26 protein-coding genes and 2 pseudogenes are annotated in these 26,809 nt (G+C 44.1%); 15 read left to right on the forward strand and 13 right to left on the reverse strand.

Annotation, left to right across the window (positions count from 1 at the left end):
- Window positions 1-134 precede the first annotated feature (134 nt).
- Together AACV78_RS07380 and tnpC are read right to left on the reverse strand one after the other, a co-directional pair.
- A pseudogene (locus AACV78_RS07380) lies at window positions 135-1,262 on the reverse strand (ISAs1 family transposase).
- Between the two features lie 20 nt (window positions 1,263-1,282).
- A complete protein-coding gene (gene tnpC / locus AACV78_RS07385; protein ID WP_255513012.1) occupies window positions 1,283-2,326 on the reverse strand; it encodes an IS66 family transposase in 1,044 nt (347 codons plus the stop codon).
- Between tnpC and AACV78_RS07390 the strand changes: the two genes are divergently transcribed.
- Both AACV78_RS07390 and AACV78_RS07395 read left to right on the forward strand, forming a co-directional pair.
- Window positions 2,315-2,584 carry a transposase family protein gene (locus tag AACV78_RS07390; RefSeq protein ID WP_228042105.1) on the forward strand — a complete coding sequence of 90 codons (270 nt, stop codon included), beginning with the start codon at window positions 2,315-2,317 and terminating at the stop codon, window positions 2,582-2,584. The two genes, tnpC and AACV78_RS07390, sit on opposite strands and share 12 nt — an antisense overlap.
- Window positions 2,585-2,589: 5 nt before the next feature.
- On the forward strand, window positions 2,590-3,387 hold the full coding sequence (locus AACV78_RS07395; RefSeq protein ID WP_228042106.1) for a transposase: 798 nt from the start codon (window positions 2,590-2,592) through the stop codon (window positions 3,385-3,387).
- 99 nt (window positions 3,388-3,486) lie between these two features.
- Here the strand turns inward: AACV78_RS07395 and AACV78_RS07400 are convergent, their stop codons facing one another.
- A complete protein-coding gene (locus AACV78_RS07400) occupies window positions 3,487-5,013 on the reverse strand; it encodes an IS5 family transposase (RefSeq protein ID WP_194011696.1) in 1,527 nt (508 codons plus the stop codon).
- 1,144 nt (window positions 5,014-6,157) lie between these two features.
- Between AACV78_RS07400 and AACV78_RS28670 the strand changes: the two are divergent.
- The 4 genes and pseudogenes from AACV78_RS28670 to AACV78_RS07415 all read left to right on the forward strand — a co-directional run bounded on the left by AACV78_RS28670 (window position 6,158) and on the right by AACV78_RS07415 (window position 7,487).
- Window positions 6,158-6,922 (forward strand): annotated as a pseudogene (locus tag AACV78_RS28670) (IS1 family transposase).
- Window positions 6,923-7,026: 104 nt separating this feature from the next.
- The gene (locus AACV78_RS28675; protein ID WP_368666960.1) at window positions 7,027-7,254 is read left to right on the forward strand and encodes a transposase; all 228 of its coding nucleotides are present in this window, start codon (window positions 7,027-7,029) and stop codon (window positions 7,252-7,254) included.
- On the forward strand, window positions 7,172-7,369 hold the full coding sequence (locus AACV78_RS28680; RefSeq protein ID WP_368666963.1) for a transposase: 198 nt from the start codon (window positions 7,172-7,174) through the stop codon (window positions 7,367-7,369). The genes AACV78_RS28675 and AACV78_RS28680 overlap by 83 nt, the downstream gene beginning before the upstream one ends.
- The gene (locus tag AACV78_RS07415) at window positions 7,320-7,487 is read left to right on the forward strand and encodes a transposase (RefSeq protein WP_194011698.1); all 168 of its coding nucleotides are present in this window, start codon (window positions 7,320-7,322) and stop codon (window positions 7,485-7,487) included. Before AACV78_RS28680 ends, AACV78_RS07415 begins: the two co-directional genes overlap by 50 nt.
- 434 nt (window positions 7,488-7,921) lie before the next feature.
- Here AACV78_RS07415 and AACV78_RS07420 read toward each other — a convergent pair whose 3' ends face one another.
- Window positions 7,922-8,704: an ABC transporter ATP-binding protein gene (locus AACV78_RS07420; protein WP_194011699.1), complete on the reverse strand. Its 783-nt coding sequence runs from the start codon at window positions 8,702-8,704 to the stop codon at window positions 7,922-7,924.
- Window positions 8,705-8,869: 165 nt separating this feature from the next.
- On the opposite strand from AACV78_RS07420, the gene AACV78_RS07425 reads away from it, so the two are divergent.
- Together AACV78_RS07425 and tsaE are read left to right on the forward strand one after the other, a co-directional pair.
- On the forward strand, window positions 8,870-10,270 hold the full coding sequence (locus tag AACV78_RS07425) for a gluconeogenesis factor YvcK family protein (RefSeq protein WP_194011700.1): 1,401 nt from the start codon (window positions 8,870-8,872) through the stop codon (window positions 10,268-10,270).
- Between the two features lie 332 nt (window positions 10,271-10,602).
- On the forward strand, window positions 10,603-11,046 hold the full coding sequence (gene tsaE, locus AACV78_RS07430; RefSeq protein WP_194011701.1) for a tRNA (adenosine(37)-N6)-threonylcarbamoyltransferase complex ATPase subunit type 1 TsaE: 444 nt from the start codon (window positions 10,603-10,605) through the stop codon (window positions 11,044-11,046).
- Between the two features lie 40 nt (window positions 11,047-11,086).
- Here the strand turns inward: tsaE and AACV78_RS07435 are convergent, their stop codons facing one another.
- The 3 genes from AACV78_RS07435 to AACV78_RS07445 all read right to left on the reverse strand — a co-directional run bounded on the left by AACV78_RS07435 (window position 11,087) and on the right by AACV78_RS07445 (window position 13,323).
- Window positions 11,087-11,425, reverse strand: coding sequence for a DUF5615 family PIN-like protein (locus AACV78_RS07435; RefSeq protein ID WP_194011702.1), 339 nt, complete (start codon window positions 11,423-11,425; stop codon window positions 11,087-11,089).
- 3 nt (window positions 11,426-11,428) lie between these two features.
- Window positions 11,429-11,752 (reverse strand): DUF433 domain-containing protein, encoded by a 324-nt coding sequence (locus AACV78_RS07440; protein ID WP_194011703.1) that lies wholly within the window; start codon window positions 11,750-11,752, stop codon window positions 11,429-11,431.
- 248 nt (window positions 11,753-12,000) lie between these two features.
- On the reverse strand, window positions 12,001-13,323 hold the full coding sequence (locus tag AACV78_RS07445; protein WP_194011704.1) for a dihydroorotase: 1,323 nt from the start codon (window positions 13,321-13,323) through the stop codon (window positions 12,001-12,003).
- 246 nt (window positions 13,324-13,569) lie between these two features.
- On the opposite strand from AACV78_RS07445, the gene lepB reads away from it, so the two are divergent.
- Window positions 13,570-14,181, forward strand: a complete 612-nt coding sequence (gene lepB / locus AACV78_RS07450; RefSeq protein WP_194011705.1) for a signal peptidase I — start codon at window positions 13,570-13,572, stop codon at window positions 14,179-14,181.
- Window positions 14,182-14,323: 142 nt separating this feature from the next.
- On the opposite strand, the gene AACV78_RS07455 is transcribed toward lepB, so the two are convergent.
- Window positions 14,324-15,847, reverse strand: coding sequence for a peptide ligase PGM1-related protein (locus AACV78_RS07455; RefSeq protein ID WP_194011706.1), 1,524 nt, complete (start codon window positions 15,845-15,847; stop codon window positions 14,324-14,326).
- 332 nt (window positions 15,848-16,179) lie between these two features.
- Window positions 16,180-17,796: a glycosyltransferase family 39 protein gene (locus tag AACV78_RS07460; RefSeq protein WP_194011707.1), complete on the reverse strand. Its 1,617-nt coding sequence runs from the start codon at window positions 17,794-17,796 to the stop codon at window positions 16,180-16,182.
- A gap of 110 nt (window positions 17,797-17,906) precedes the next feature.
- Here AACV78_RS07460 and AACV78_RS07465 point away from each other — a divergent pair, with 110 nt between their 5' ends.
- Together AACV78_RS07465 and recA are read left to right on the forward strand one after the other, a co-directional pair.
- Window positions 17,907-18,209, forward strand: coding sequence for a hypothetical protein (locus tag AACV78_RS07465; protein WP_194011708.1), 303 nt, complete (start codon window positions 17,907-17,909; stop codon window positions 18,207-18,209).
- A 102-nt stretch (window positions 18,210-18,311) separates the two neighbouring features.
- Complete coding sequence (gene recA / locus AACV78_RS07470; RefSeq protein WP_194011709.1) at window positions 18,312-19,427, forward strand: recombinase RecA; 1,116 nt, start codon at window positions 18,312-18,314, stop codon at window positions 19,425-19,427.
- 151 nt (window positions 19,428-19,578) lie between these two features.
- Here the strand turns inward: recA and AACV78_RS07475 are convergent, their stop codons facing one another.
- Window positions 19,579-20,301, reverse strand: a complete 723-nt coding sequence (locus tag AACV78_RS07475) for a hypothetical protein (protein ID WP_194011710.1) — start codon at window positions 20,299-20,301, stop codon at window positions 19,579-19,581.
- A 582-nt stretch (window positions 20,302-20,883) separates the two neighbouring features.
- Between AACV78_RS07475 and AACV78_RS07480 the strand changes: the two genes are divergently transcribed.
- Both AACV78_RS07480 and AACV78_RS07485 read left to right on the forward strand, forming a co-directional pair.
- A complete protein-coding gene (locus AACV78_RS07480) occupies window positions 20,884-21,357 on the forward strand; it encodes a Coq4 family protein (RefSeq protein ID WP_194011711.1) in 474 nt (157 codons plus the stop codon).
- Window positions 21,358-21,387: 30 nt separating this feature from the next.
- A complete protein-coding gene (locus AACV78_RS07485) occupies window positions 21,388-21,615 on the forward strand; it encodes a response regulator transcription factor (protein ID WP_194011712.1) in 228 nt (75 codons plus the stop codon).
- Window positions 21,616-22,048: 433 nt separating this feature from the next.
- Here AACV78_RS07485 and AACV78_RS07490 read toward each other — a convergent pair whose 3' ends face one another.
- The 3 genes from AACV78_RS07490 to AACV78_RS07500 form a co-directional block, all read right to left on the reverse strand.
- Window positions 22,049-22,945, reverse strand: a complete 897-nt coding sequence (locus AACV78_RS07490) for an alpha/beta fold hydrolase (protein WP_194013030.1) — start codon at window positions 22,943-22,945, stop codon at window positions 22,049-22,051.
- A 347-nt stretch (window positions 22,946-23,292) separates the two neighbouring features.
- Window positions 23,293-24,735, reverse strand: a complete 1,443-nt coding sequence (gene dacB, locus AACV78_RS07495) for a D-alanyl-D-alanine carboxypeptidase/D-alanyl-D-alanine endopeptidase (protein ID WP_370528878.1) — start codon at window positions 24,733-24,735, stop codon at window positions 23,293-23,295.
- Between the two features lie 175 nt (window positions 24,736-24,910).
- Window positions 24,911-25,237, reverse strand: coding sequence for a (2Fe-2S) ferredoxin domain-containing protein (locus tag AACV78_RS07500; protein ID WP_194013032.1), 327 nt, complete (start codon window positions 25,235-25,237; stop codon window positions 24,911-24,913).
- Between the two features lie 247 nt (window positions 25,238-25,484).
- Between AACV78_RS07500 and AACV78_RS07505 the strand changes: the two genes are divergently transcribed.
- Window positions 25,485-25,946, forward strand: a complete 462-nt coding sequence (locus AACV78_RS07505) for a CBS domain-containing protein (protein WP_194013033.1) — start codon at window positions 25,485-25,487, stop codon at window positions 25,944-25,946.
- 130 nt (window positions 25,947-26,076) lie between these two features.
- Entirely contained in the window at window positions 26,077-26,751 is a 675-nt protein-coding gene (gene nblB, locus AACV78_RS07510; RefSeq protein ID WP_194013034.1) for a phycobilisome degradation protein NblB, read from the forward strand.
- Window positions 26,752-26,809 lie beyond the last annotated feature (58 nt).

The raw sequence follows: 26,809 nt of genomic DNA on the forward strand, positions 1-26,809 counted from the left end.
TTGTAATGAATCTTGAGATAAAATAGGAACTAATCAATGCTGGCTTTTACTTAATGCTAATTTTGAGACAATAAAATATTACAACCACTGTTTACAAGTTGTATAATAGTTATTAATGAGTTATTCGTGAGAATTTAGTTGACTGCAACAGCGAGAATCTTAGTCAAATAGTCATCATCCCACCAGGCTCGAAGTCGCTTATTCTTTGTTCCAGTTTTTGAGTTTTTTTCTTGACTCAAAAGATTGAGTGAGATGTGTCTAAGGATGGCAAAGTTTTGCGGAGCATTATCTTTTATAACCCGACAATTATCTTCACGAAAACCCACCTCTAATACCCAAGGTAAAAAATTTTTAATTCCCCAATGGCTGCGGACTGATTCACCAAATTTTTGAGCATCATTTGGTAAACTACTAAGATAATAACGAGTTTTAATAGTTGTTTTTCTCTTGACTATTCTTACGGATTCTATCAGACCTATACTATAAAGCTTCTCCCATTAATTGTCGGGCTATATCTGCTCTTTGATGTCACTTAACATGGTTGTGATGTCGGATTTATGAGCGACCGTGATTGTTCTCTTTTTTTGTCGAATAAGCTGCAGGTGTCAAGCCTGAAAACCCTGGTCTAATTGTTTGTTTAAACAACGCTTCTATTCTGGCATACAGGGAGGGTTGATTTTTTTTAAGGTGATTATCTAATCTCCTCCTTGTTCGAGAATTGACTTCACAATTGACCTTTGACAGCCCATCGCATGGCTTGGTGACAATGCTTCCACTTAATTCTAATACTTTTAGTAAAGCCGGAATTGCTGTGATTTTATTAATTTTTGATCGACTTTAACTTGTCCTAAAACTAATCTTTGACTGGTTCCCCAAGCACGGAGCATATGAATCGCTTTTTTGTCTGCTCTCCAAGAGTAAGAATGGCGAAGAGCTTTGCCATCAATTGCGATTACTTCTCCTCTCTTTGAAGCAGCTAATAGATTGAATCCAACTCAAAAAATATTGCTGAAATTGCTCAGGTTTGAGGCGAGAAAAGAAGGAGGGCCATTGTGTCATGGGTCGGGATGCCATTCGGCAATTCTCAAATTGTCTTTAACCGTTCGTATTTAGAAGAACCCGTAACTTTCGATATCCACCCATGTATCAGCACCGCAAATCACGGCACAAACTGAGAGGGTGATAATATCAATTAATTGATGATGTTTCGTCGGCTCTATTCTGGCATATTTTAAGTATAAAAAATGGTCGGCAATGGTAATTTGAGGGTAAGGATTAAGGTCTAAATTAGAGGAATTAAAGAAGGAGTCTGCACAGCCGAGTCAACCATTGCTTTTAGAGCTTGGTCAAAAAACTCAATGAAAGAACGTTCTTGATGGCGACAAGTTTGTATAACCGTCAATAAATTGGCAGTATCTTGAAACCGTTCCATAGATCGGGAACCTCCACTAATTTTTCTTTTTGTGACGGCTAAACGTAACGTTCGTTCTGCTAAATTATTATCAGGCGGTATCTCTGGATGGTCTAAAAAATACCACCATTGATCGGCTTTCTTCCTCAAGGAGCGTAAAAGTTTCCCGGCTTCCCCTCCTGCTCTCTCTATCCATGAATTAATCGTAGATTCAACTTTTGGTTTAAACTGGGATGTCCAACTCAAGAATTCATCAAGGTTTTGGGTTTGTTGGCCTAAAGCATAGTTTTTAAAACCCTCATCTATCAGGCTAATAAATTTTGCTCCAATCTCCTGGTTATTTAAGCCAGGAACCTGGATTAGTTTCTTGAAGTGACGGCGTAAATGCGCCAGACATTTTTGTTGGGCCTTGACAGGATAACCATTATAGGCGCTATAGTCATCTGAACTAAGTACACCTTCGTAGCAAGAACCCAAAATAGATTCTAATTCCGCGCGAGAGCGAGTATCAGCAGCATGAAATAAAGCGAAGTTGGTATTGGCAAAAATCCATAACCATTCTTTGACCCCAATGACTGCCCTTGGCGTTTCATCCGCATGAATATTGGGCCTTGTTTGTTTGACCCACTGTTTGAGCTGGTCAATACTTTGAGTCACTGCGCCATTTATTCTTTCATTGGTCGCTACTAAAGTTCCCACTCCTATTTCTATTTTTCCCAGTTCCCACAACAGTTCTTGTTGTTTTTCGCAGGATAAATGTCCGTAATTATTTATCCATCCTAAAAAAGCTTGCAGTCTGATTCCGATATCTTGTCCCGGTACTATTTCTGGCGACCAGTCTGCTGTTTGTGTGGCTCTCCTGAGTTTATGGTGTAAAATGTACCTAATAATACATTTACCGTTATGAGCTTCCATCTAGACTATCTATTAGCTTTGCCTGGAGTCAGGGTTGAAACTTGTACTCAAGTTGAGGGGGAAATTTTCTTGGGACTGAGCATTTTATTAGAAGGAATTGTTTGTCATCATTGTAACAATCCTACCGAAAAACTGCATCAAAATCGACCAATTTTAGTAAGAGATTTGTCTGTTTTTGGTCGTCCTGTATATTTAAAAATCCCACGACGGCAGTTTTACTCTCCTAACTTACTCAACGGTATCCCACAGAAGAATTAGATTTTTTGGACGTTAAAAGACGGCATACTCAACGATACGAACAAAATATTTATGAGCGTGTAAAACAATCGAGCATGGAGCAAATTGGAAGAGAAGAAGGACTGAGTTATGACGAAATAAAAAGAATATTTGAGCAGGTAAACACCCTAAAAAAAAACCGAATTGGCAACGGGTTAAACGAATTTGTCAAGGGCGAGATAAGTATGGGAAAAGGTCAAGGAAATTTTGTGACTGTTGTGAGTGACCTAATAGAAGGTAATTTAATTGAGATGATTGATTCTCATCGCTCGGAAGAAATCATTGAAGTCCTTATGCAACAAGCAATTGAGGTTCGAGAACAAGTTGAGGAAGTGAGTGTTGATATGTGGGGAGGATTTCCTAAAGTTATCAAAAAAGTATTTCCCAACGCCAAAATTATTATCGATCGTTTTCCTGTGATGAAAGTAGTTAATAAAGGCTTGAATAAATTACGCAGAGCCGCCGGAATAACAGATAGGCAAAGTAAATATTTATTGTTAAGTAATCGAAGAAATTTGAAGCCAGAGCAAATTGATAAATTAGAGATGGCACTAGGTAAATCAGAATGCTTGAGAATTGCGTATGAGATGAAAGAAAAATTTAGAGAAATATATGAGACTAATTTGACCGTTAAAAAAGGGCAGGCAAAAATTAAAGAATGGCTAAATCATGCACAAGTATTTTTTAGAGCATCTGCATCAACGATTGAAAATCATTTTGAGAGTATTTGCAACTACTTTCTTAATCGCACAACAAGTGGAGTTATGGAGGGAATCAACAATTGAATTAAGTTGATAATGCGCCAAGGATATGGTTTTTATAATTTTCATAATTTTAGGAATCGCGTATTAGCTTGCTGGTCTAACTAGGGCTTGCTGAATAAGTTAAGAAAAATCACGATCGCAATTGATGGGTGATTCAAGTTCGGCGAAACATAATTTTTTGTTTTTGTAACTTACCAAGATATAATTTTTGATAATCATTGAACCGTAACCAGGCATTGTTTTCAGAAATCGGCAGAAAAAGATACAAAAAACCCGTCTTAACCAGGTAGAAAGGTTCATTACTAAAAAAGTAATAGCAATAGCTGTTTGAGAAGTATTATCAAGTTTTGCCATGACCCGATTCAAGCTGAATCTTCGTTTTCCTTGTCCAAATTTTCCTTCAATCGCATTTCTAATTCTTTCATCTTCTAAGGCTTGTTTTTTTGTTTCTTTGCTCACATTAGCTGGAGGTCTTCCTAAAGGCGGTCCACTAATTCTAATTCCTCTTTCTTTACACCATGCTCGGTTTTCTCGATTTCGATAAATGCGATCTGCATGGACTGATTCTGGATAGTATCCTGTGAAAGCATAATACGCTTCTATTTGGGCTTTTAAGTCTCCCGATTCGTTAAAGTTATCCCAACTCATCCGGTCTAAAAATACATATCCTTCAAAGCAACTCGCTGATAGTTTAGCTCGCCTCTCTACTGGTTTCCCCGCTTTTCCTCTGATAATGGGACGGATATGGGGTTGGCTTAAACTTACTATTCTATCCTCTATGCTCTGTTTGTTATTTTCAAATAACCAGAGCTGTTGCCTATAAACTTCAGCTACCACTAACAAGGTTTTATATTGCTTTTTATTCAGATTTTCTAGGGTAGCACCTGACTCGATTAGCTGTTCAATATGAGCTATGTTTCTTTTGATATATTGCAGTTGTTTCTTAATTGCTTGTCTTTTTTTGTTCCGGGTGGGACGTTTTTGTTTCGCTACTGCTAAGTAGTCTTTTCTGGCTATTTTTCGGTAGGTTCTGGGTTTGTTCTTGATTTTTACTTTGAGAGACTTATAGAGAATGTCGATGATTTTTTCGGTATGAACTCTGGCTCGATTTAATAGTCCTAAGTCGGTCGGATAGCTAATGTCGGCTGGGGTACAGGTTGCATCTATGATTAATTTTCCTTGATTGGGTAACTCATTTTTTGCGTCCGAATCCTTTTTTTTTTCGGTTTTAACTGAGGTGGTTTCAAGCATTTTCTTGACCATTTTTTCGTTCACTTTGTTAATTAAGTTCGCACTGATTCGTTGCCGAAAGTGAACTAATAGTGATGGGTCAAAGGGTAGTTCATTACTGTAGGTTGATTGACCGATAAAGTATTGTAGATATGGGTTTTCGCGAATTTGTTCTACTGTTTCCCGATCGCTAATTCCGAGTTTTTCTTTAATGATCAATGCCCCCAATGCCATCCGAAAGGATTTAGCTGGTGCGCCCATTTCTGTCGGGAAATTTTCAGCATATTCTGATTCAAATTCTGACCAAGGAATTAGTTCGGCCATTTTTACCCAACGGTTGTCTGCTGACAACCTTCCTCCGAAGGGCAGTTCAAACTCGGATGGGGGGCTTGGAGCAAGCTCAGCTTTTCTGTACACAAGCGCAAATGGTGATGCAAGGGTTTTGTGCTATTTTACCTGTTTATCTTGCACCTAACTCGCTTGTACCCTCTCTTAACCCTTTTGGTGTAACCTTTTGACACTGATTCAGCAAGCCCTAACTAGATAAACTTATAACCATAAGTTCAGGAGAGCCACCCGTAGCAATATTTAAATTGGCTATCAATGTCTGCGTGCCATGACGAATATATTCAAACTCTCGAATTGCAACTTTTCCTGGTCGCATTGGTAAGTCTTTCTCGATACGTTCATCGGGCTTGAATCCCTGTCATTTCATCAACCGATATGGTGTGTTATCCATTTTGACTGCGTTCAATCGCAGTTAGATATAAACCTGTAATATCTTTAACTTTTGCATCAAATTCTTCATCCACAGGGGGGGTTAACCAGTAGCGCGAGGCCTGTGGTTTAATTTCTGCTTATTCTAATAATCTGCCAACATCTCGGACTGATATACTTTCAATAATGCCTTGTTTCATGATTTCCTCGGCCAGTTCTCTAGCCGTCCAATGACTTATTGGCCGTCCATAATCCGACGGTGAGGAACAGGCTGCAAGCAAATAACTCGGTTACTTGTTCCATGCTAAATTTTGCTGGTGCGCCAACACGTTCTCGATCTTGTAATCTTTGCAAAATCGATAAGTCTTTTCTCTCGCTCTCCAACCATCGGTTTCGCCCCTTCACGAGCCATCTGCCGGTTAATCTCTAGGCTTCGGGCTATTTCACGATGATTTTGACCATCAGATGCCATGAGAATGATTTTGGCTCGTAGCACGATCTGTTGCGGCGTGTTGTGTCTCTAGCTCAACTGGTGAAGTTGATGACGGTCGCCATCGCTTAATTTTAATGTTTTAGGCATTAATAAGGCTATATATGACTCCTTTATCACCTACCGAAACTGGTCTAAACTAACTATGTTAGTCTACCACAAATATAGTCTGTCTACTTACGCCGAGCTGTACTAGTAATTCCTTGGTCTGCTGGTCAACGGGTAATTTGGAAATATCTAGCTCTGGGATTGGTTCTAACATCGTGATACCTACTTGGTACTGCTTTTATGTAAAGGATGGAGGATAATACCTCTAGGTCCAGTCTTTTGAGGAGTCTCATCATGAAACCCTATCTGATTTGTCCCACTTGTGGTTCTGACGATGTAATGAAAAATGGGATGACTCGTCGGGGCAAACAAAACCACAAATGTCGCGACTGTGGTCGGAAATTTGTCGAAAATCCGAACTTGGACAGCCAAAGACACCGACACTTTGGCAAAAATTGAGTTACTTCTCAAGAGAGCGGATTTCCCTCGCTGGTATTGCCCTCCTTCATGGGCGTTTCCTCTCTTCTGGCTCCTCTCATTATGTGAACCACTTGTACGGTGCAATAGAACTCTTGCGCCACGGTGATCCCGAAAGAAGTTGGAAAACACACAGTCCAAATGGATGAACTCTGGTATGAAAGTAGATGACAAAGGGAATAAACAATGGGTCCCGTTAGCAATGGATACCAAGACTCGGGAAGTGATCGGATGTCATATTGGAGACCGCTCCTCGAAGTCGGCTCAAGCATTATGGGATTCACTACGCTTGTGTCTATCCCCTGCAGTGCCAAGATTTATACCGATCGCTCTTGATGCCTATGCCGTAGTTTTACGCCCGTAAAAGGCATAAGTCTGTCGGCTCCGAAAGTGGATTAACCAGTTACATTGAACGATTGAACAATACTCTCAGGCAACGAATTTCGCGATTAGTCAGGAAGACGTTATCGTTTTCAAAAAAGTTGGAGAATCACTCATAGTGGTATTTGGAACTTCATTCATGACTACAATCACCAAATCCGATTAGGAATGCTGAAAGTTCAACCGCCTCAAATTTCTCTATCCTTTACATAAAAGCACTACCACCTACTTTACTTTCTCGATGCTTCCACTGTCAAGGAACAAGTCTCTTGTCTTAACTTTAGTTAACCAGGAGACATGAAGCACACCCAACCGAAGTGATTTCAACCCAAATACCCTATCCACACTCGAGCGATCGCACCCAACATTTTGAGCAAGTTCGAATTAGCTTCATGGATTCCACTTGTCTGAAAGTAACACGTAACCGCAGGATCAGTCAGCACAAAGTGTTTAAAGATATCGCTGCTCGATGGAAAACCGAGCGTCGATTGGTTCTTTGGTTTAAAGTTACATCTAGTCATCAACGATCGAGGCGAGTTACTTAACTTTCAAGTTACGCCTGGTAATGTAGACGACCGAAAACCTGTGCTTGACTTGTTGCAACATCTGTTTGGCAAAGTGTTTGCTTACCCTGGGTTACATCTCCCAAAAAATGTTTGAGGAATTGATGGCAAGCCTCGGCGTGCAAGTCATTACTAAACTCAAACGCAATCTGAAACAACGTTTGATGTCGCTTGTCCGATCGTCTGCTGTTACGAAAACGCGCTGTCGCCCGTGACCGTTATTGACCAGTTAAAGAATATTTCTCAGATTGAGCATTCCCGACATCGTTCCCCCGTTAACTGCTTTGTCAATATTCTCGATCGGGTTGATTGCTTATTGCCATCAACCCAAAAAGCCAGGAATCGCCATGGATAACAACTTGCTCTGTTCTGCTTAACCCGAACTCACTTTAATCAATGACTCACAACTGATGACTAAAAATTCACTACTAATAGACCTCTTGCAAAATAATTTTATGCTCTACTAAAGGGTTTGGCTTAAGTGGAACAGATTGCAGGTTATATCAGCACTTTACAATTATGAGTTAGCTCTGGGGTCTAAAACTCAAAGCCTTTAATTATAACATATATTTTTTGGGCAAGAGGTCTAATGACTAATGACCAATGACCAATGAGCAATGACTAATGACCAATGACTAATGACTAATGACTATCCAATCAGTTGAATAGGGCCGGTAACGCTGCCGCTAAAAAATTGTTTAATTAATAAATTATCTGTGGTTGCAATGTCGCTGACGGTTCCCTCCCACTGCACTTTGCCTTGATAGAGAAATATGATGCGATCGGCTGTGCGGCGGATGGTACTGTCTTGGTGGGTGACGATCGCATAAGTGCTGCAAACTCCTTGAGCTTTCTGCAAGTCGCGGATTAAATCTTCAATTACCGTACTGGCGATCGGATCTAAGCCCGCCGTGGGTTCGTCGTACAGCAAAACCTCTGGATTGTCCCTGTCATTATCGGGATTCGCCATGATGGCGCGGGCAAAACTTACCCGCTTCCGCATTCCCCCAGACAACTGCGCTGGATAGCGTTCGCCAATTCCCGGTAAACCCACCATATCCAACTTCTCCTCGACCAATTGCCGAATCCGGGGGCGCGGCAGCTTAGAATGCTGGTACAGTAAAAAACCGACATTCTCCTCCACCGTCAGCGAATCAAACAAAGCCGCTTGCTGAAACACCATCCCAATCCCGATCGGATCTGCCACGTCGTCTACCCATCCCACCCTGCGCTGTCCCTGAACGACAACCTCTCCGGCATCGGGGGCCAACAAACCCGCAATTATCCGCAAAATCGTCGATTTCCCCGTCCCGGAAGGGCCAATAATTGCCAGGGCCTCTCCCCGATAAATGTTCAGATCGACTCGATCGAGGATCTGGTTCTGGCCGAAGGACTTACTTATCCCTTTGAGTTCGATTAGCGGCTCAGCCATAAGATGTTATCAATAAGTTGTCAGTCCTCAGTCATCAGTCTAGCTAATGACTGAGGACTCATGACTAATAATTTAATGACTTAAATAGACTGCCAGAATCAAAACTCTCTTGTATTGTAAATTTGTCAGATTGAGCTGTTCCAATACCCTTAAGACTAATTAACCATGTCAATTAGTTCATTTCCTAAAGCCCTTCGCGTCTTGGCTAAAGCCAAGCAGGTTATTGCCCATTCCAGAAATCCTTACCCCCCTTCTTTGCGGAACGGGCGAGTTCACCAGTGGTTTAAGTGGTTGGCCCCCGGACTGTTGGTGAAACGGTGGCTGCTGATCAGTGCTAGCGGTGTGGTGCTTGCCACCTTGGGTTTAGCGATTTGGACTGGGATGACTCCGATTTTTTTCTTGTTGCAATTGTTGAAAAATTTTTTGACGTGGATTGCAGAAGTTATTCCCAATTACGTGTCGGGGCCGGTCGTGATTGCTGGCGGGATTTTGTTAATTCTGTGGGGGCAAACTCGCAGTTTGAATTCTATTACTCAAGTGCTGATGCCGGAAGGGAATGAGGAATTGGTCGATCGACTCCTCAACCACCGCCGCTTGCACCGCGGCCCAAAAATTGTGGCAATTGGAGGGGGTACCGGGCTTTCTAATTTGCTCAGGGGATTGAAGGAATACAGCGCCAAAATCACTGCTATTGTCACGGTGGCGGATGACGGCGGGTCTTCCGGGCGACTGCGGCGGGAAATTGGGGTGCTGCCGCCGGGAGATATTCGCAATTGTTTGGCGGCCTTGGCAGATGAGGAAAAGTTATTGACTGAGTTATTTCAATATCGTTTTCAGGCCGGTGACGGTTTGGTGGGTCACAGTTTTGGGAATTTGTTTTTGACGGCGATGAGCGATATTGCTGGAGATTTGGAACAGGCGATCGCCGCGAGTTCTAAAGTTTTAGCGGTTAGGGGAGAGGTGCTGCCGGCTACTCTGAGCGACGTTTCTTTGTGGGCAGAACTGGCTGACGGCAGGATAATTGAGGGGGAGTCCAGCATTACCGAAGCTAACGGAAAAATCGTCAAAATAGGCTGCATTCCTGCTAATCCTCCCGCTTTGCCCAAGGTGGCGATCGCGCTGAGGGAAGCGGATTTTATAATTATTGGGCCGGGGAGTCTTTATACGAGCGTGATTCCGAATTTGTTGGTGCCGGAAATTGCCGAGGCGATCGCCCGCAGCGAAGTTCCGCGCATTTATGTGTGCAATATTATGACTCAGCCGGGAGAAACTGACGGATACAGTGTTGCAGATCACATTCGGGCGATCGATCGCGCTTGCGGCCGGCCCCTGTTCGATGCTGTAGTAGTGCAAGGAAAAGTCCCTTCTGCAAAAGCCTTGATCCGCTATTCTCAGGAAAATTCCTATCCCGTAGTGCTCGATAGAGAAGCCGTAACGCAATTGGGCCGGCGAATAGTCATCGCAAATGTGATGGATGAAGATAAAAATACCGGTTTAATTCGCCACAATTCTCAAAGGTTGGCGGGAATGTTGCTGCGTTGGTACGGGCGCGCCCAGAACATTTAAGCTGTTGACTGTTAGCTGTTGACTTTTGACTGTTTGTTAGCTGTTGACTGTTTGTTAGCTGTTGACTGTTAGCTGTTGACTGTTGACTGTTGACTGTTGACTGTTGACTGAGGGCGGGCACGGCGCACCGCCCCTACTAACAACTAATATCGTTGACCGTTGCATCGTCAGGTGATTTAACCGGTGCTAGAACACATAGGACACAGAGAGAGAGAATAGAGATATGAATACAGGACGATGCTACCGGATTTGATATAACAACTAACAACGAATAACCAATAACAAATAACCAATAACAAATAACCAATAACAACTAACAACTAACAACTAATATGATACTTTCTCTTCCTGATTTTGAGGCTACGCGCAAGTTTGGTGTGGCTTTAGGTCGATCGCTCCCCGCCGGCACTGTAATCTTATTGCAAGGAGATTTAGGAGCCGGCAAAACCACCTTAGTGCAAGGTATCGCTGAAGGTTTGGGAATCTCCGAATCTGTCGAAAGTCCTACTTTCACCCTGATTAACGAGTATTTTGCAGGGCGAGTTCCGCTGTATCATCTAGACTTGTATCGACTGGAACCCGAAGAAGCAGAGGCTTTGCACTTAGAAAGTTATTGGGACGGATTAGAAATGGATTTGGGAATTGTGGCGATCGAGTGGGCAGAAAGATTGCCGTACAAACCAGATAATTATTTGCAAATTTATCTGAGTTATTGCGATAACGGGCGGCAAATTGAATTGATTGGCGATTTATTGGATTGGCAATTGGAAATTTGACAAAAGGCGATTCCCTACGGGATAGCTACGCTTCACGGACTTACTGCGGACGGTTGACACGAATCAATTTGCCTCTCAATGTTTCCTCAATTGAAATAGCCTCATTGATGCGTGTTGCCAACCCTTCTACGTTCCTATCTTTGGTACAAACAATAATACCAGCGTGTTCTGGCTGTCGGTTGTGCAGTCCGATAAAATCAAACCGATTTAATGTCAAAACAGCTCTATCTTTGCTTATAGCAAATGCTAGCACCTCTGGATCGGGAATCCCAAGTCCTGCTTTTCCTGCTTCCTGAACAGTCAGGACATTGTGACTAAAAGCGCGCAACAATTGGACGACTGGCAAAGGAAATTGTTCGTCTGCATACAAATTCAGCATGACTCAGGCTTCCTCATTCTTGCAGATTGCTTCTTCGATTTCCTTCAGATGTGCATCAGCATAAGTCCAAACATTCACTAGATCGGCAGCGCTGAGATGGGGATAAAATTGTAGAAGTTCAGAATCGCTTGAACCTTCACGGCGAAAACTTTCAAGCAGCCAAACTGGGATGCGAGTTTTGGCGATACAAGCATCGCCACCGCACACATCGGGAGTTTTCGTAATTCCCGGCCAGCTATTATTTAAACTTTGGGTTAATAGCCGTATTGCTTCAACTTTCTCCGTCGGATTTAAGGCAAGAAGTTGTGTTTCTAATTCTGGGAGCATAGGTAATATCGCCTTGACAATAAGGGAATATATTCGGATTATTTTAGCACAATTTTTATGCTCACTAAAGTAGTCAAGTAGGGTGCGTCAGTTAGGCAGAATTTTGCAAAAAATTCACCATCTCATTCTGACGCACCAACGAATAAATAAATGGTGCATCAGAATGAAATTTTCAATGATAATTGACAATTCCCTTTTCTGACGCAGCCTACCCCTGACTGGGTTTGTTACAAAACTCCTATGCAGGTTTACTCGCCATCAAATGTCAAGGCTTCTCCCCTCACATTTGTATCTAATTTGCCGTTTTCAAAAACAACTTTTCCTCCCACAACAGTCACCACGGGCCATCCCGTCAAATTCCAACCTTCAAAGGAACTCCAGCCGCACTTACTCGCCATTTCTGCTCCGACAACCGGGCGGTATTTTTCTAAATCTACCAATACTAAATCGGCATCAAAACCCGGAGCAATTTTCCCTTTGTTCGGAATTTTATAAGCTTTAGCAACTGCCGCCGACATCCAATGAGAAACTTGCGCTACGGTACATTTTCCCTCGACTGCTTGCGTCAGCATCAAAGGCAAAGAAGTTTCTACTCCGGGCATTCCCGATGGCGTATTCGGATACTCTTGAGCTTTTTCTGCTAAGGTGTGCGGCGCGTGATCTGTGGCGATAAAATCAATTACGCCGTCGAGTAAAGCTTGCCAAAGTATTTGGTTGTCTTTGGGTTCGCGCAAGGGTGGATTCATCTGTGCTAAACTGCCAATTTTCTGATATGCACCGGTATTTAACAGCAAATGCTGTGGTGTTACTTCCGCTGTTACCCAACTCGGTTTTTCTTGACGCAAAAACTCGGCTTCATCGCCAGTTGAAAGGTGCAGGATGTGCAATCGGCGCTGATATTTTTTAGAAAGTTTTACGGCTAGCTTGGTTGCTAATAAGGCTGCTTGGTTGTCTTGAATTTGCGAGTGTACGGCGATATCGGAAATGCCGGCAAATTCCTGACGGCGCTGATTGATTCTAGCTTGATCTTCGGCGTGTACTGCAATTAGCCGATCGCCCTTAGCAAAAATCTGCTCTAAAGTTGCTTCTCCATCCACCAACAACTGCCCGTGCATCGAACCCATAAATACCTTAATCCCCGGAGTCGGATTTGCATCCAACAAATCCGGCAAATTCTCCGGCGTTGCACCAATAAAAAAGCCGTAATTGACCAAACACTTCTCGGCAGCGCGCCTTAGTTTATCATCTAAGGCCGCTTGGGTGGTAGTTAAAGGTCGCGTATTGGGCATTTCCAAAAACGATGTCACGCCGCCTTTAGCGCAGGCACAACTAGCGGTAAACAAGTCTTCCTTGTGTTCCAAACCCGGTTCGCGGAAGTGTACCTGCGGGTCAATTACTCCGGGTAACAGAGTTAAGCCGATCGCATCTATTTCGCGATCGGCCGACTCGGCAATTTCAGGAGCAACCCGAACAATTTTGCCATCGCTAATTAGTACGTCGCCTACCAAAAACTCGCCGTCTGGTAACAGAACGCGAGCGCGGCGGATTAACAAATTTGATGTGGTCGGCATAAGTTATAATTTAGATCGGTAATGTGTGTGGAAACCTCCAACAAGTTTATCCTTAAAACAGTTGGAAAAATAGTAATAAATTTAACTAGGTTTGGAAAAATTTTTAATTTTTCGGGTGCGAATTCGGTGCGTTACTCAACGACATAGTATAAAAACTTACCAGTCGAACACAGATTTGGCGGGTTTCCTCAAAAAAACTCCGAATTAAGTCTATAATTTATATCCAGCCCAGTGACTTAAATACTTATGACTCGTCTAGACAAGTCAGCCGACGACAAACCCCCGCAAAATACCGACGAAAATCCTTGGATTGAAGGAATTAAGACGATCGGCTTAGCAGCATTCTTGGCCTTTGGCATCCGCACCCTAGTTGCAGAAGCTCGTTATATTCCTACCGGCTCGATGCTCCCAACTCTACAAATTAACGATCGATTAATTATAGACAAGGTGAGCTATCGATTCCAAGACCCCCACCGAGGAGATATTATCGTATTTATGCCTCCCGATTCGGCGAGTTTGTGCACGGGACAGCCTCCGCCGATCAAAGATGCCTACATCAAGCGAGTTATCGGGCTTCCGGGGGACACTGTGGAAGTCAAAGACGGAAAAGTTTTTATCAACAAGCAGCCGCTACAGGAAAAGTATATAGAAGAAATTCCGCAGTATCCCTACGGGCCTGTAGTTGTATCTCAAAATTCTTACTTGGTGCTCGGCGACAACCGCAATGCAAGCTGTGATAGCCATTATTGGGGCTTTGTACCGAAGCAAAATATCATCGGTAGGGCGATCGTCCGTTTTTGGCCTCTCAACCGCACAGGCTCGATCGATCCTACGCCGCTTTATCCGGCCAAAAATTAGCTACCATTCAAATCCTCGGCGGTTTCAACCGCCGGGTTTGTGAGTTAATGCGTGATATCAATTTCGGTTGCATCAGTATTGTTCAAGCCGTCAACAGTCAAAAGTAAACAGTTAACCGGAACAGCTTATCATTGCAGCAGATTTAATATGCTGTTTCGCGATCGATCGCTTTCACAACTTTGTTATACATTTCCTCTGCTTCTTGCGGCGAATTGCCGATACTCGTCAATCCCAATTTGCCAAACTCCGACAAACAACCCATTAAATGAAACACGCTCCCCGTCTCAGTACCGCTATCAAAATGCAGTTGATTGTCAGCAATAATATCCATCAAATCGTTCGGTAACAATCCCCGATACCGCTCTTTTTTCAAATTGTCCGAAGCGACATAATATTTAGGACGGCCCTGCTGGCTGTAAAACAATCCCGTAGTGCGATCGTAACGACCGTTTGTTAACAACTTCAAAGCCATAAACGGATGAGTTGTCCCTCCTTTCCGCAAATTAATTTCTATTGCTTGAATATCCCATGTGCCGTCATCTTGTAGCACGGCAACAACATCGACTCCAAATCGCTCTAAAGCACCTTTATCAGCTAAATTTTTCCCCACTTTCCATCCCAATTCTTGCAAGGCCAGCCGATAGGATTCATCAGCCGGAAATTCGCAACCCAAGAAAATTTGATTGTCCGGGCCTCCTAAAATCTGGTCGTGGGTTGAGAGAATCTCTACTTCGCCGCTGGGGACGATTCGACCTTGAACGCTGGGCGATCGCTTTTCTTCTCCCTCAATAAATGCTTCGGCAATTGCCCCTAACTCGGGAATGCGGCTGCTGAAATTTTCCCAGGTTTCGCCTGTGGATTGAAAGCGCAAATTATGGAAGCTATCGCCAATTGCTTTAACTCTTTCTGGCGGCGCTTTGCTTGCGATCGGTTTGAGGTCTAAAATTGCATTTCCTTCCCCCGAAAAACCTTCATTTAATTTAATTACTATCCGCTGCAAATGCGGCTGCCTTTCCCACAAATCGGCCGCAGCTTCCGCTAAATCTTCCGCATTCCAAACCAACTCAGAACCGTCAGGATAAGCCACGCCACATTCTTTAAAAATTTGCCTGCTGCCGCTTTTGGTTCCCCAGTAAAGCAGATCCGGATCGCTGCCCCACAAAGGAATTCCCAATTTAACAGATAACTCGCGTTCCAAGGCCGTCGAGTTGTAACAAACCATATAAGATTTTGTCGGCCGCACTGCTTGACGGATGCGCTCCATCAACCGGGGGCGGTCTAAAATTTTCTGAGTCAGGGATTTAGCAGAAGCATCGTAAGCACAGAACAGCAAAAGGCGATCGCGCGCGTGAGAAAATGGAATACCAGGGAGCAATTGCAGGTAATAATCCACAATCATTGGGTGCAGCGGTTGCGAGGTAATGTAAATTAAGCGCGTGCGGGGATTTCGCAGGCGAATTAATGAAAATAAATGCCGCTCTTCATAGTGGTAAGCACCCTCAACTTTCTGCATTTCTTGCTGGTCTAAGCTGAGAGACGGAATGATAATGATATCACAATCATCGCTGTCAAATTCTTCGCTCGCTCGCCAATGTTCGCGTAATTGTGTCTGAAGATTGCGAAATTGCTGTGCGGATTCCGAAGATGAATTCTTTAACTCTTTCATGGCGTTTAATCCTAATGATTCAAATAATGCTTGCTAATAGTGTATGGTGCATCATCCGAAATGTCTGAGACAACTCAAACAGTTTTTTTTGACGCACTTGATGGATTATTGAGGACACAAATACACAATAGTGACTTATATTATATTCCGTCAATTATCTGTAATAAAAATTATTTGTAGTGAGGAATGCAAGTCCTTTGACGAATGCGGACTAAAGTGCTCGCTACGAACCAATTTTATTATGTCGTTCGATATGACACGATCTTCAGGTGTGTTTGTTCCAATATTTGAGGCAAATCAAACATATTTTTGCTGACGCACCCTAGGGATAACTAAGAAGCTCGCCGCACTCGAAAAAGTCTTGCATATTCCAATATAGGTTCTAGTCGCCGTTGATTTTGCTTGAGTGCCGAGAGCAATTTTTCCGAAGGGCGGAATACGAGAGGAGCCGAATATTTTTTCAGCATTTCCATATCTGGCGACTGGCTCAGCAGCATCAGCCGTACATCTTTGTCAAGCAAGTAACTCAGAGAAAGCAAATCTCCCATGTTAGTAAAATCATTCCCGCGATCGCTAATTACAATTGTATCTTTAATCGACCTATTAGCTATCGCCTCTTTGTTAATATTTTTCGCAACTTCAGCATTAAAATAGCTCAAGTCTTTGCTCCACGAAGTATCAGAAACCGCACTGAGCGTACAGGATGCTATACTTGCTGTAAATATCCCGGCTAAAACGACTTGCCAAAACCGCTGCTGAGTTTTCAGATGACTCGCGAGCAAGTAAGCCACTGCTAGCTGCACTCCCGGAAAGCAAGAAATGAGATAGCGGCTGACGGCGGAACGTTTGCCGCCGAGAATTAGATCGGGTAAAGCTAGTATCAAAAAAGGTACAAAAATTGATGTTAAAATAAACAGCTTAGTTGAATTGCTAGTTTGGCGACATATTTTGTAAAGGGCTGCCGCAATTAATAGCAAAAATGGCAATCTCAGTAGATAAGTCCATATATTGTCAAAGCCGAAGTCGAAGTCAAAAAATAAGGCTGTAAAGCTGAGAGTCCACAATTTTGCTAGATACAGCCAACCAGGAGATAGTCGCGTCCAATCTGTCGTTGCTGAAGCTCGTTGGAGATTGGTAGCCAGCACGTAAATCCACGGTAGATACAAGATTAAAGCGGCTGTTACTGCTAAGAAAAATTGAGAATTAGTAAGGTGACTTCGCAATTTCTTTTTTTTAACAAACAGCCAGGAAGAAATTATAAAAACTCCGTGTCCGATGAGTGTTAAACTGAAGAAAGGGTGAGTGTAGAAGCCGATCGCGATCGCCAGCGAGTAATAGGCCCAATTTTCCCAGCCCCGCAACCGCACTGCTCTCAACAGCAGCCAACTGCTGCCAATAACTGCGGCTGTCAGCAAACTGTACTGCCTTGCTGTCTGGGCAAACAAGATGTCAAAGGGAGATAAAGCTAACAGTGCTGTTGCTACTAACTGCACATTTTTTGAGGCGAAAAGTTCCTGAGCTAAACCGTACATCAAAGGCAGCGACAGCAAACTCAATATGGCTGGCAAACTGCGGGATGCTGCTAGAGAACTGCCAAATTGCTGCATCCACCAACGAGCCATGAGAAAGTACAAAGGCGGATGTTGTGGGTCTTCTAGTGCTAAAGAACGAATTGTATCTGCTGCTGTACTTCCCGGTTTAATCCGCTGATATTTCTGCAATTCTGGTGCGGGAATAATTCGGTTTTGGAATAGTTCGTCGTCGATTTCTTGCCTGGTGAAACCAGCGGCGCGGATTGATGTGTAAACTTCGTCGTGCCAGTAAAGTTTGCGATCGAGCTCGAAGAACCGAAATCCGATTCCTAGTAAAATGCCGATCGCCAATAAGCCGATCGGCCACCGGGAATTTTGAGAATTAACAGATGTGTCTTGAGGTGTTGTAGATGCCATGCTTGTCCTAATTAGACCCCTTGCAAAAGTCAAAAACTCTCTGAAAATTATCTGCGTTAATCTGCGTTAATCTGCCTTTTATCTGCGGTCGATCTATTAATTAAAGATTTATGCAAGAGGTCTATTGTGGCGATCGCCCCAGAGGAACGGTAGATCGACCCAGGGGAGTGACGCACCAAGACCCTCAGAAACCGGGTTTTTTTACCGAGTTAGCCTGCTGCAATCAAGTATTGCGAAAAAACCCGGTTTCTAGGCACCCGCGTGTCAGCCCTGTCAAGAGCGACACCCAGCAAATACCGTTACATACCCCAACCGACAATAATTCTACCCTCTGCCGGATGCCGAATACATTCTACACAAGAGCCTTGTGGAAGCTGGAGCAGTCTCAAGCAAGCCACCATCAAGAATCTTAAACCAAATCCTCCCAGAACCTCCAGACCCCAAAAATAACTGCTAACATACGTGTTGTACAGTTAATCAACAAGCTCCGCAAGGGGTCTACCCGCGTACCGCAAATGGCAAAAAAAGAAGCTTCTACAAAAACTGCTGAAAACTCAGAAAAGCAAAAAGCCTTAACTTCCGTATTGTCCCAAATCGAGCGCAGCTTTGGCAAAGGAGCGATCGTCCGATTGGGAGACTCCACTCGCATGAAGGTAGAAACCATCCCCACCGGAGCCCTGACACTGGACATCGCTTTGGGTGGCGGTTTACCCAAAGGCCGAGTCATTGAAATTTACGGCCCGGAAAGTTCCGGTAAAACTACTTTAGCGCTCCACGCGATCGCCGAAGTCCAAAAATCCGGCGGTATCGCAGCCTTCGTCGATGCCGAGCACGCCCTCGATCCCACCTACGCCTCAGCATTAGGCGTCGATATTGAAAATCTCCTAGTTTCCCAGCCAGATACCGGCGAAATGGCCCTGGAAATCGTCGATCAACTCGTGCGATCCGTCGCCGTCGATATCGTAGTCATTGACTCCGTAGCCGCCCTCGTGCCCCGCGCCGAAATCGAAGGCGACATGGGCGACTCCCACATGGGTTTGCAAGCGCGTTTGATGAGTCAAGCTTTGCGGAAAATCACCGGCAACATCGGCAAATCCGGCTGTACCGTCATCTTCCTCAACCAATTGCGGCAGAAAATCGGCATAACCTACGGCAACCCCGAAACCACAACCGGCGGCAACGCACTCAAATTCTACGCCAGCGTGCGGCTTGACATTCGCCGCATTCAAAGCTTGAAAAAAGGTACAGAAGAATACGGCAACCGCACGAAAGTTAAAGTTGCTAAAAATAAAGTTGCTCCGCCTTTCCGCATTGCCGAATTTGACATTGTATTTGGCAAAGGAATTTCTACTTTAGGCTGTCTGACTGACTTGGCAGACGAAATGGGAGTAATTACTAAAAAAGGTTCTTGGTACAGTTACAACGGCGACAACATTGCTCAAGGACGCGACAACGTGATTCGGCGCATGGAAGAAAATACCGAATTTAAAGATGAGATCCAGCGGCTAGTGCGGGAACGACTTGATACTGGGGCTGTAGTTTCTGCTAATTCTGTGGCTCCTGTCGAGCCGGATATTGATGATGAGGATATCGATGACGATGAGGATGTACAAGATTTAGAAGAAGTCTAAATTTTGTAGTCAGTAGTCAGTAGTCAGTAGTCAGTAGTCATTAGTCAGTAGTCATTAGTCATTAGCAATAGTAGGTTGGGTTTCTGTATTGAAACCCAACCTACTTATTGTATTATTGCTGCGATGGGTTATATATAGCTGTTCTCAACCCTTACTCAGGCAAAGAAACAGGCTGCAAATATTGAGAATTAGCGCGCACGTAACAGCCCTGTCTTGTCAGCAACCAGGGTTCACCGTTGGCAATCGCGATCGCATTTCCTCCCCTGAGTTCAGCAGAAATTGTATCTCGATTCGCGCGGTAAACTCGTTTAATTGCTCCGTTTGGTGTCTGGCGACAGTTGAGTTCTCCATCCCGCGACGTGACTCGCCAAGCTGGCCAAGTTACAGAACCAGAAGTTTCGCTCAACCAAGTATTAGCATTGCTAGCAGTATAGTCGCCGCTGGCATTTGAACGCGGTAAAAGCTCGACCAAATTTACTTTAAATGTCTGGCCAACAGAAGTACAATTTTGTCCTCCTTTCACCTTCCAAGTAACTTCTGCTCCCAACTGGCCGCTCCTTCCAACTTGACGACGGACAATGGCTATATCTCCAGAACAAATAATCTTTCTGCCGGGCCCAGTCGAACTGTCTTTAAAAGTTCCGTTGTAATAGTAAGATCCTGCTGCTCCTTCGGAACGGGTAATTTGAATATTGCCCAAAAAATCGCGATTACCTACTTTTGTAAAATAAAAACCGTTAGGATTGTTTACTTTTTCTGACAAGTTTAAAGTAGTTTTTCTGGTGGTGGGATTAATATAAGTTGTAGCGCTAGCAGCACCGCACCACATTAATGCCAAAACTCCGGCTGAAAACCAAAGATTAACTCGTTTCATGGCAATTCATTTTATGAACTTCTACTTTATTTATAGCTAGCAGGCGCATACTTCACCAGTCCCTCGATCGAGTGTCACTCATTTGAGCGACAGCGCACTCGTATTACCGCATCGCGGGTTGAGGCTAAACTTCACCCTACTTCACCTCTCTGCAACTCTCATCACTTCCAAGCACCCGCATCCATCGGTTTGTACCCTTCAACTTCTGACTCATTGCAGGTGCAAATACTTAGCACCAGAATAAAGACATATAGCTTTTCTGTGCTCTGGTATGAGGTACCATCCGGGATCGGCCGCCGTGGCCAAACCGGGCATAGGGCATACTTCACCACGCTTGAGAACCGCTACTTACGTATATAGCGGTAACTAACACTAGCCAGATTTTGACAACTGGCAAATTTCAAATCTCAGGCTAGTTGTAAAGAAATATAAAAGGTACGGAAAGTTAATTGCTGTGACTGAATGTACGATTTCTCAACTGAAATGTCAAAAAAATCGTATTGTTTCATCGCAAAAATGAACTGGATTGAGACGAATTTATTTTGCCATAAACTTAAATCCTTGTAGGAGGAAGCATCAATCATGGCTGACGGTCAATTAGACGTTATATTAAAGATGGCTCAAACAATTAATCCTCAAATTGAGAGCGATCGACATTTTGAAATAGATTTGGACAAGTTGCGGCAACTGCCGGCAGGAACGTTAGGCCACTCAGTGGCGCGATTTCTTGACGAACAAGGGTTTGAGCCGATCGCCTCTGGAGACTGGATTCAGCGAAACCACGACGTTTGGCACGTTTTGACTAATCTTTCGCCTTCAACAGAAGATGAATTTGTACTGCAAGCGTTTACTCGCGCTCAAGTATTTCGCCCTTCCTGTGCAATTTTAGTGTTAATTGGACTGATCAGCGGCAAATGCGCGATCGGACAAATTATCAAAGGTTTAAAACATGGAAAATTAGCCGCGAAGCTAATTGATTGGAACCCTGAATCGGATTGGGAAACTCCCTTATCTGAAGTCAGAGAAAAACTGGGCATTCTACCATTAATTGATTAGATTTTTAACTCGTTACTGCACGGCAAAACTATGCAAAGCACAATTAACAAACCGGAAATTAGCCTGAGTCCGCGAGAAAGGGCGATCGCCCAATTAGTAGCCCAAGGCCTGCCAAACAAATGTATCGCCAAAAATTTAAATATCAGTCACTGGACGGTTGCTACTTACGTGAAGCGGATTTTTATGAAACTCGGTGTTTGTTCCAGAGCAGCAATGATTGCACTGTTGATTCAAGAAAATTTGCTTTGGGACTCTTAAATATTAGGGTGCGTCAGCTAAGCTGTTGTGTATCCCAATTGTTTATGGTGATTGAGAGGGAGAGGGGGAGAGGGGGAGAGGGGGAGAAGATTTTTGAGTCGAAATATACAATTTAAATGCACAACAGCTTAGGATCGAAAACTTAATAACTTAAACACCTCCTACAGTCCTCTCTCCTCTAAGTTGCCTTCCTCAAAGGAGGCTCTTCCTCGCCTATGTGCATTACCAGGCTCTTCCTGGTAACGAGCAATATCAAATCCTCTCTTCATCGGAATAGTAAATTCAGGCGTTGACTGTTAACTGTTGACTGTTAACAGTTAACAGTTAACATCATGTATGAGTGCAACCGGAATTGATATGACGAACCCTACACGCACTTTAATCCTCATAAAAATTAGAGGACTCGCATTCCGAGCGATCGCTCTAAAACCACCTAGGCTAAAGCCAAAGGACGAGAAGAATTTCTTAAAAAATTCAGCAATTCTCGATTCACCGTTTGCGGCGCTTCCTGCTGAACCCAGTGACCGCAATTAGGGATTAATTTCAACTTAAACGGAGCTGTAATTAACCGATCTAAACCTTCTACCAGTGTGTGGCTCAAAAACGCATCTTCTTCTCCCCAAAGCACCAAAGTAGGCACTGTCACCGGTTCTAATTTCTGCCCCCAATGCCAAAGTCGCTGCGGGTGAAACATTTGCTGGTAATAATTCATCGCCGCAGCTAACACTCCCGGCTTTTCTAAAGCAGTCTGATAAATCTTAGTTTCCTCAGCGCTAAAAGCTCCTTTGCGAATAGCTTGACCCTGAAAAATATTTTGCACAAAATCTTTCAAATTTTGCCGGATCAACCATTCGGGGATGCCGGGAACTTGGAAAGCTAAAATGTGCCAACTGCGCCGGAGTTGGTCTAAATTGCTTGCCATTTCTTGCACTAATCGCTGCGGGTGCGGAGCGTTTAAAATTGCTAAGCGGTTGAGTTTTTCGGGGAATTTTTGAGCTAGATGCCACGCGATCGCACCGCCGCAGTCGTGACCGACAATGTGAGCTTTTTTATAGCCGAGGCGATCGATCAAACCGCGAATATCAGCACTCAGCGTATCCAAATCATAACCGCTGGCCGGCTTGTCGGAATCGTTGTAGCCCCGCAAATCCGGCACCACAACCTTGAAATGACGAGCTAAGGCAGGAATTTGATGTCGCCAAGAGTACCAAAACTCTGGAAACCCGTGCAGGAGCACAACGAGCTCGCCTTCTCCTTGGGAAACGCAGTGCAAGCGGATGTTGTTGGTTTCGACAAAGATGTGTTGCTGTTCGGAATCTAAAGACTGCATAAATTAAAAGTTAGACTTATGTTTCGGGAAGTACGGAACCCGCCGACTGCTAGCAGGTGAGTACAAATAAACATTAGATGTGTCGGGCGGGTTTTGCCTCGATTTTCTCGCTTGTATCTCGTGATTCTTAACTCGCGCCCGCCCTACAAGGTACTATTGTTTTTTTGCCATTACTTACTTAGTCGGCTGAAACGACCGAATGGTTTTAATGTTTCTGCTTTTATTCTAGCTGCTTTTCGATCCCCGCTGCTGGAATCTAATTAAACTTAAAACTTGTAGCGTTTTGGAGTGTCTGGTTTTTTAGGTGTAACTACTTATTTCAAATTGAGCGATTGAAATTTGTAGTTTTAACAGCGGCGGAGGCGATTCAATAATAGCACAATTTCGTCAGTTGCCGATCGCAATTTTGAAGATGGCAAGTCAGATTGATTGACGATGATGCTAAACACCAGCGGCTCGTAACTTGGAACTTCGATATATCCCGACAGCGCCGAAACTCCGCTCAAAGTTCCAGTTTTTGCTTGCAAATTGACGCGGCTTGAGGTATAATTAAATCTATTTTTTAAAGTGCCGTTCTCGCCTGCGATCGGCAACGAGGCGCGGTAGACAGACGCAGCAGGTGAATTAGCCATCAATCTCAAAGTTTGCACCAAGGCTTCGGGACTAATCAAATTGTGTCGGGAAAGTCCCGAACCGTCGGCTAATATGTAGCTGTTGGGATTTACACCTAATTGAGTTAAAGCTGTTTTTAACTCCTTCAAACCAGTTTCATTAGTATCTTCTTGTGGCAGAGACATCTTGACTGTGAATTTTCCCAACAATCTCAATAAAACCTCTGCATAAAGATTGTTACTTTCGCGATTAGTTTCCTTCACCAATTCGGCCAGCGGCGGCGATTCAACTGCTGCTAATTCTTGGTTCAAATTGCGAGCAACAGAGGTAACTAAAACTTGTTGAACCGGAATTCCCTCCGCCGTCAAGACTTGTTGAAAATTTTGTAAAAAATTATTAGCGGGATTGACAACTGCAACATAACTTGATTCAGATTCTGCACCAACTTTCAACTGTCCGCTAACTCGAATTGCGGGGCGATCGAACTCCCTGCCAACTTCAAGAAACTCAGATTCGTTGGGGCCCACTGTGACTGAATTGTTCTGAATTTGCCACTGATTGGCTAACTTTGGTTCGGCAAAAGTAACTTTTAGAGGTTGTCCGAGATTCTGCGGTGACAAAACAAGCTCGATCGCGTTTTGATTGAAAATTAAACTGTTAACCGGCGCGCCATAGCCAGCTTGCGCGTCTTCCCATTCCCAATTGCGATTGACTGCACTGCCTTGAAAATAACTGTCATCGCCAATCAACTCGTTTACTTGACTAATTCCCCGCTGCTTCAACTGCTGCGCCAAGGATTTCAACTGAGGCTCAGCAATGCTCGGATCGCCCCTACCGGCAACGTACAAACTCCCATTTTCTCCGCTGTAAACCGATGTCTTAATCCGAAAATCGGCACCGAGTTTCTGCAAAGCAGCGGCTGTAGTTAGCAGCTTGACATTTGATGCTGGAATGAAATATTTGGTTGCGTCGCGGCTGTAGAGAGTAGCGGTAGAAGATAGAGGTTGAATCAAAATCCCCCAGCGCGATCGGCTAAATTCAGGACGATTGGCGATCGCATCTACTTGCGCCCCCAATTCCCCAGGACAAATATCTCCCGCAACTGCCGGCGTTTGAGCGACTACCGCCGACGTGCGCCCCAACACTAGCACCAACAAAATAACAGCAATTCCTTTGATTTTCACAGCGCAATTTCCATAACAATAACTATTCAAATTAGCCCTTGTAGGGACACGGCAATGCCGTGTCCCTACGGGGATCGCTCGGTGTACTTCATAAACTTGCAATCTGCTGTAATAACTATTAAAATTAGATGCGCGAGAGCTGGGAATTGGCACTTCCATCAATTCAATTTTAATAATAATAACGCATATGAATTCTCGGATTGAACAGCGCTTCTACAGGTTTTCCGCCTTTGAGATGCTCTTCCACGATCGACTGTACATCACTCGGTTTAACTCGACAATACCAAATTTCGTCTGGCGTGACTCGCACAGTTGGGCCTGTGTTGCACTGTCCCTGACAGCTACAGGCTTTAACTGTCACTCCTGCAACTGGTTGGGCTTCAAAGGCAGCGAGCACTTCTGCTGAACCATTTTTGAGGCAAGATTGATACTGACAAATTAATACACAGCGCTCTTCTGGTTGGGATTCTGGTGCTGGGGCTGGAGATTCTGGCATCGGTAAGGATTTATCGGCTCTTTAATATATCTTAACAATCTTGTGGGGTCGATCGCCCGCGTGCTTCTAGACAAACTGCAGAATTCGTGAGGGCGATCGAAAAAAAGCTTTCAAATTATGGCATTCAAACTTTTTGGGTGCTGCTAGTTGGTAACAAATCTCTTCGGCTTCGCTGCCTTTCTTGGGCCTGTGTCACGGTTTCCCTATATGATCGGATTTAGAGCAAAAAGTCAATCAACCGCCAATCATGCCCAAAACAGTAGCCGATGTGATGAGCCGCGAGCCGATTTTAGCGCGTCCCGAAATGCCTTTGAACGAAGCGATTAAAATCTTAGCCGATCGACGTATTAGCGGTCTTCCCGTCGTAGATGAGAATGACTTGTTGGTAGGAGTCATCTCCGAAACCGACTTGATGTGGCGGGAAACCGGCGTAACTCCGCCCGCTTACATCATGGTACTCGACAGCGTGATTTATCTAGAAAATCCCTCGCGTTACGAGCGAGAACTGCACAAGGCTTTAGGACAAACAGTAGGAGAAGCGATGAGTAAAGATCCAGTTACCATCAAGCCCGACGAATCTGTCGCAGAAGCTGCAAAACTAATGCACGATCGCAGTATTCACCGATTGCCGGTAGTTGATACAGAAGGCAAAGTAATCGGCATCCTCACTAGGGGAGATATTATCCGGTCGATGGCTGCCGAATCTTAATTAATTGTTTTCGTTGAAGGATTGTATCAAAAAATAAGTCGATCTTTCCTTCAATCTCCTTCGCTTTTGGCAATTACCTTTTTCTCAATTACCTTCTTCCCAATTACCTTTTTCCCAATTTAAAAATTCCATGAGCATTACCCCTGAATCTGTAGAACAATTGTTGAATTCCGAGGATTTTGGCGAAAGGCTGCGAGGTGTCAACCAACTGCGAGAATTAGAACCTGCGATCGCCTATAAGTTGATTCAAATTGCGATCGGTGACAAAAACGTCCGCGTTAGATACGCTGGTGTGAGCCAAATGTCAACCCTCGGCACGCAGAATCTGCCGAACGCTTTAGAGGTACTGCTTCACAGCTTGCACAACGACCCCGAACCCGACGTGCAAGCTGCAGCAGCCGATGCTTTGGGCGCTTTGAAATTAACCTCTGCTTTAGAAGATTTGGAGCAAGTTTATAGCAGTACGTCTGAATGGCTGGTGCAACTGAGTATCGTCGCAGCTTTGGGAGAAATGGGAGATCCCAAAGCATTTCCCATGTTAGAAAATGCCATAGCTTCTGAAAACGAATTGATCCAAACTATAGCCATCAGTGCATTAGGAGAATTGGGAGATAAACGCGCGGTGCCGCTGCTGCTTCCTTGCGCTTCTAATGAAGATTGGCAAATTCGTTACAGAGTCGCTCAAGCTTTGGGGCGGTTGGGCGGCACCGAAGCTGCAGCAGCTTTGGAAATTCTCGCCAAAGATGAGGTTGAGCAAGTTGCTCAGGAGGCTAAAATCGGACAAGAAAATAGTTTGAAATTGTGAGTTTTGAGTTGGGGATTTTGAATTAATACCAATTTTCTAAAGTAGCGCTAGATATTAC

The sequence above is a fragment of the Tychonema sp. LEGE 07196 genome (assembly GCF_963890365.1).
In the GTDB taxonomy this organism is placed as follows: Bacteria; Cyanobacteriota; Cyanobacteriia; order Cyanobacteriales; family Microcoleaceae; genus Microcoleus.

What these genes read in the sequence shown, in the direction of transcription:
- AACV78_RS07390 (WP_228042105.1), top strand. Translation starts at nt 2,315, where the DNA reads ATGAGCTTCCATCTAGACTATCTATTAGCTTTGCCTGGAGTCAGGGTT.
- tnpC (WP_255513012.1), bottom strand. Translation starts at nt 2,326, where the DNA reads ATGGAAGCTCATAACGGTAAATGTATTATTAGGTACATTTTACACCAT.
- AACV78_RS07420 (WP_194011699.1), bottom strand. Translation starts at nt 8,704, where the DNA reads ATGGCTGAGCCGCTAATCGAACTCAAAGGGATAAGTAAGTCCTTCGGC.
- AACV78_RS07425 (WP_194011700.1), top strand. Translation starts at nt 8,870, where the DNA reads ATGTCAATTAGTTCATTTCCTAAAGCCCTTCGCGTCTTGGCTAAAGCC.
- tsaE (WP_194011701.1), top strand. Translation starts at nt 10,603, where the DNA reads ATGATACTTTCTCTTCCTGATTTTGAGGCTACGCGCAAGTTTGGTGTG.
- AACV78_RS07435 (WP_194011702.1), bottom strand. Translation starts at nt 11,425, where the DNA reads ATGCTGAATTTGTATGCAGACGAACAATTTCCTTTGCCAGTCGTCCAA.
- AACV78_RS07440 (WP_194011703.1), bottom strand. Translation starts at nt 11,752, where the DNA reads ATGCTCCCAGAATTAGAAACACAACTTCTTGCCTTAAATCCGACGGAG.
- AACV78_RS07445 (WP_194011704.1), bottom strand. Translation starts at nt 13,323, where the DNA reads ATGCCGACCACATCAAATTTGTTAATCCGCCGCGCTCGCGTTCTGTTA.
- lepB (WP_194011705.1), top strand. Translation starts at nt 13,570, where the DNA reads ATGACTCGTCTAGACAAGTCAGCCGACGACAAACCCCCGCAAAATACC.
- AACV78_RS07455 (WP_194011706.1), bottom strand. Translation starts at nt 15,847, where the DNA reads ATGAAAGAGTTAAAGAATTCATCTTCGGAATCCGCACAGCAATTTCGC.
- AACV78_RS07460 (WP_194011707.1), bottom strand. Translation starts at nt 17,796, where the DNA reads ATGGCATCTACAACACCTCAAGACACATCTGTTAATTCTCAAAATTCC.
- AACV78_RS07465 (WP_194011708.1), top strand. Translation starts at nt 17,907, where the DNA reads ATGCAAGAGGTCTATTGTGGCGATCGCCCCAGAGGAACGGTAGATCGA.
- recA (WP_194011709.1), top strand. Translation starts at nt 18,312, where the DNA reads ATGGCAAAAAAAGAAGCTTCTACAAAAACTGCTGAAAACTCAGAAAAG.
- AACV78_RS07475 (WP_194011710.1), bottom strand. Translation starts at nt 20,301, where the DNA reads ATGAAACGAGTTAATCTTTGGTTTTCAGCCGGAGTTTTGGCATTAATG.
- AACV78_RS07480 (WP_194011711.1), top strand. Translation starts at nt 20,884, where the DNA reads ATGGCTGACGGTCAATTAGACGTTATATTAAAGATGGCTCAAACAATT.
- AACV78_RS07485 (WP_194011712.1), top strand. Translation starts at nt 21,388, where the DNA reads ATGCAAAGCACAATTAACAAACCGGAAATTAGCCTGAGTCCGCGAGAA.
- AACV78_RS07490 (WP_194013030.1), bottom strand. Translation starts at nt 22,945, where the DNA reads ATGCAGTCTTTAGATTCCGAACAGCAACACATCTTTGTCGAAACCAAC.
- AACV78_RS07500 (WP_194013032.1), bottom strand. Translation starts at nt 25,237, where the DNA reads ATGCCAGAATCTCCAGCCCCAGCACCAGAATCCCAACCAGAAGAGCGC.
- AACV78_RS07505 (WP_194013033.1), top strand. Translation starts at nt 25,485, where the DNA reads ATGCCCAAAACAGTAGCCGATGTGATGAGCCGCGAGCCGATTTTAGCG.
- nblB (WP_194013034.1), top strand. Translation starts at nt 26,077, where the DNA reads ATGAGCATTACCCCTGAATCTGTAGAACAATTGTTGAATTCCGAGGAT.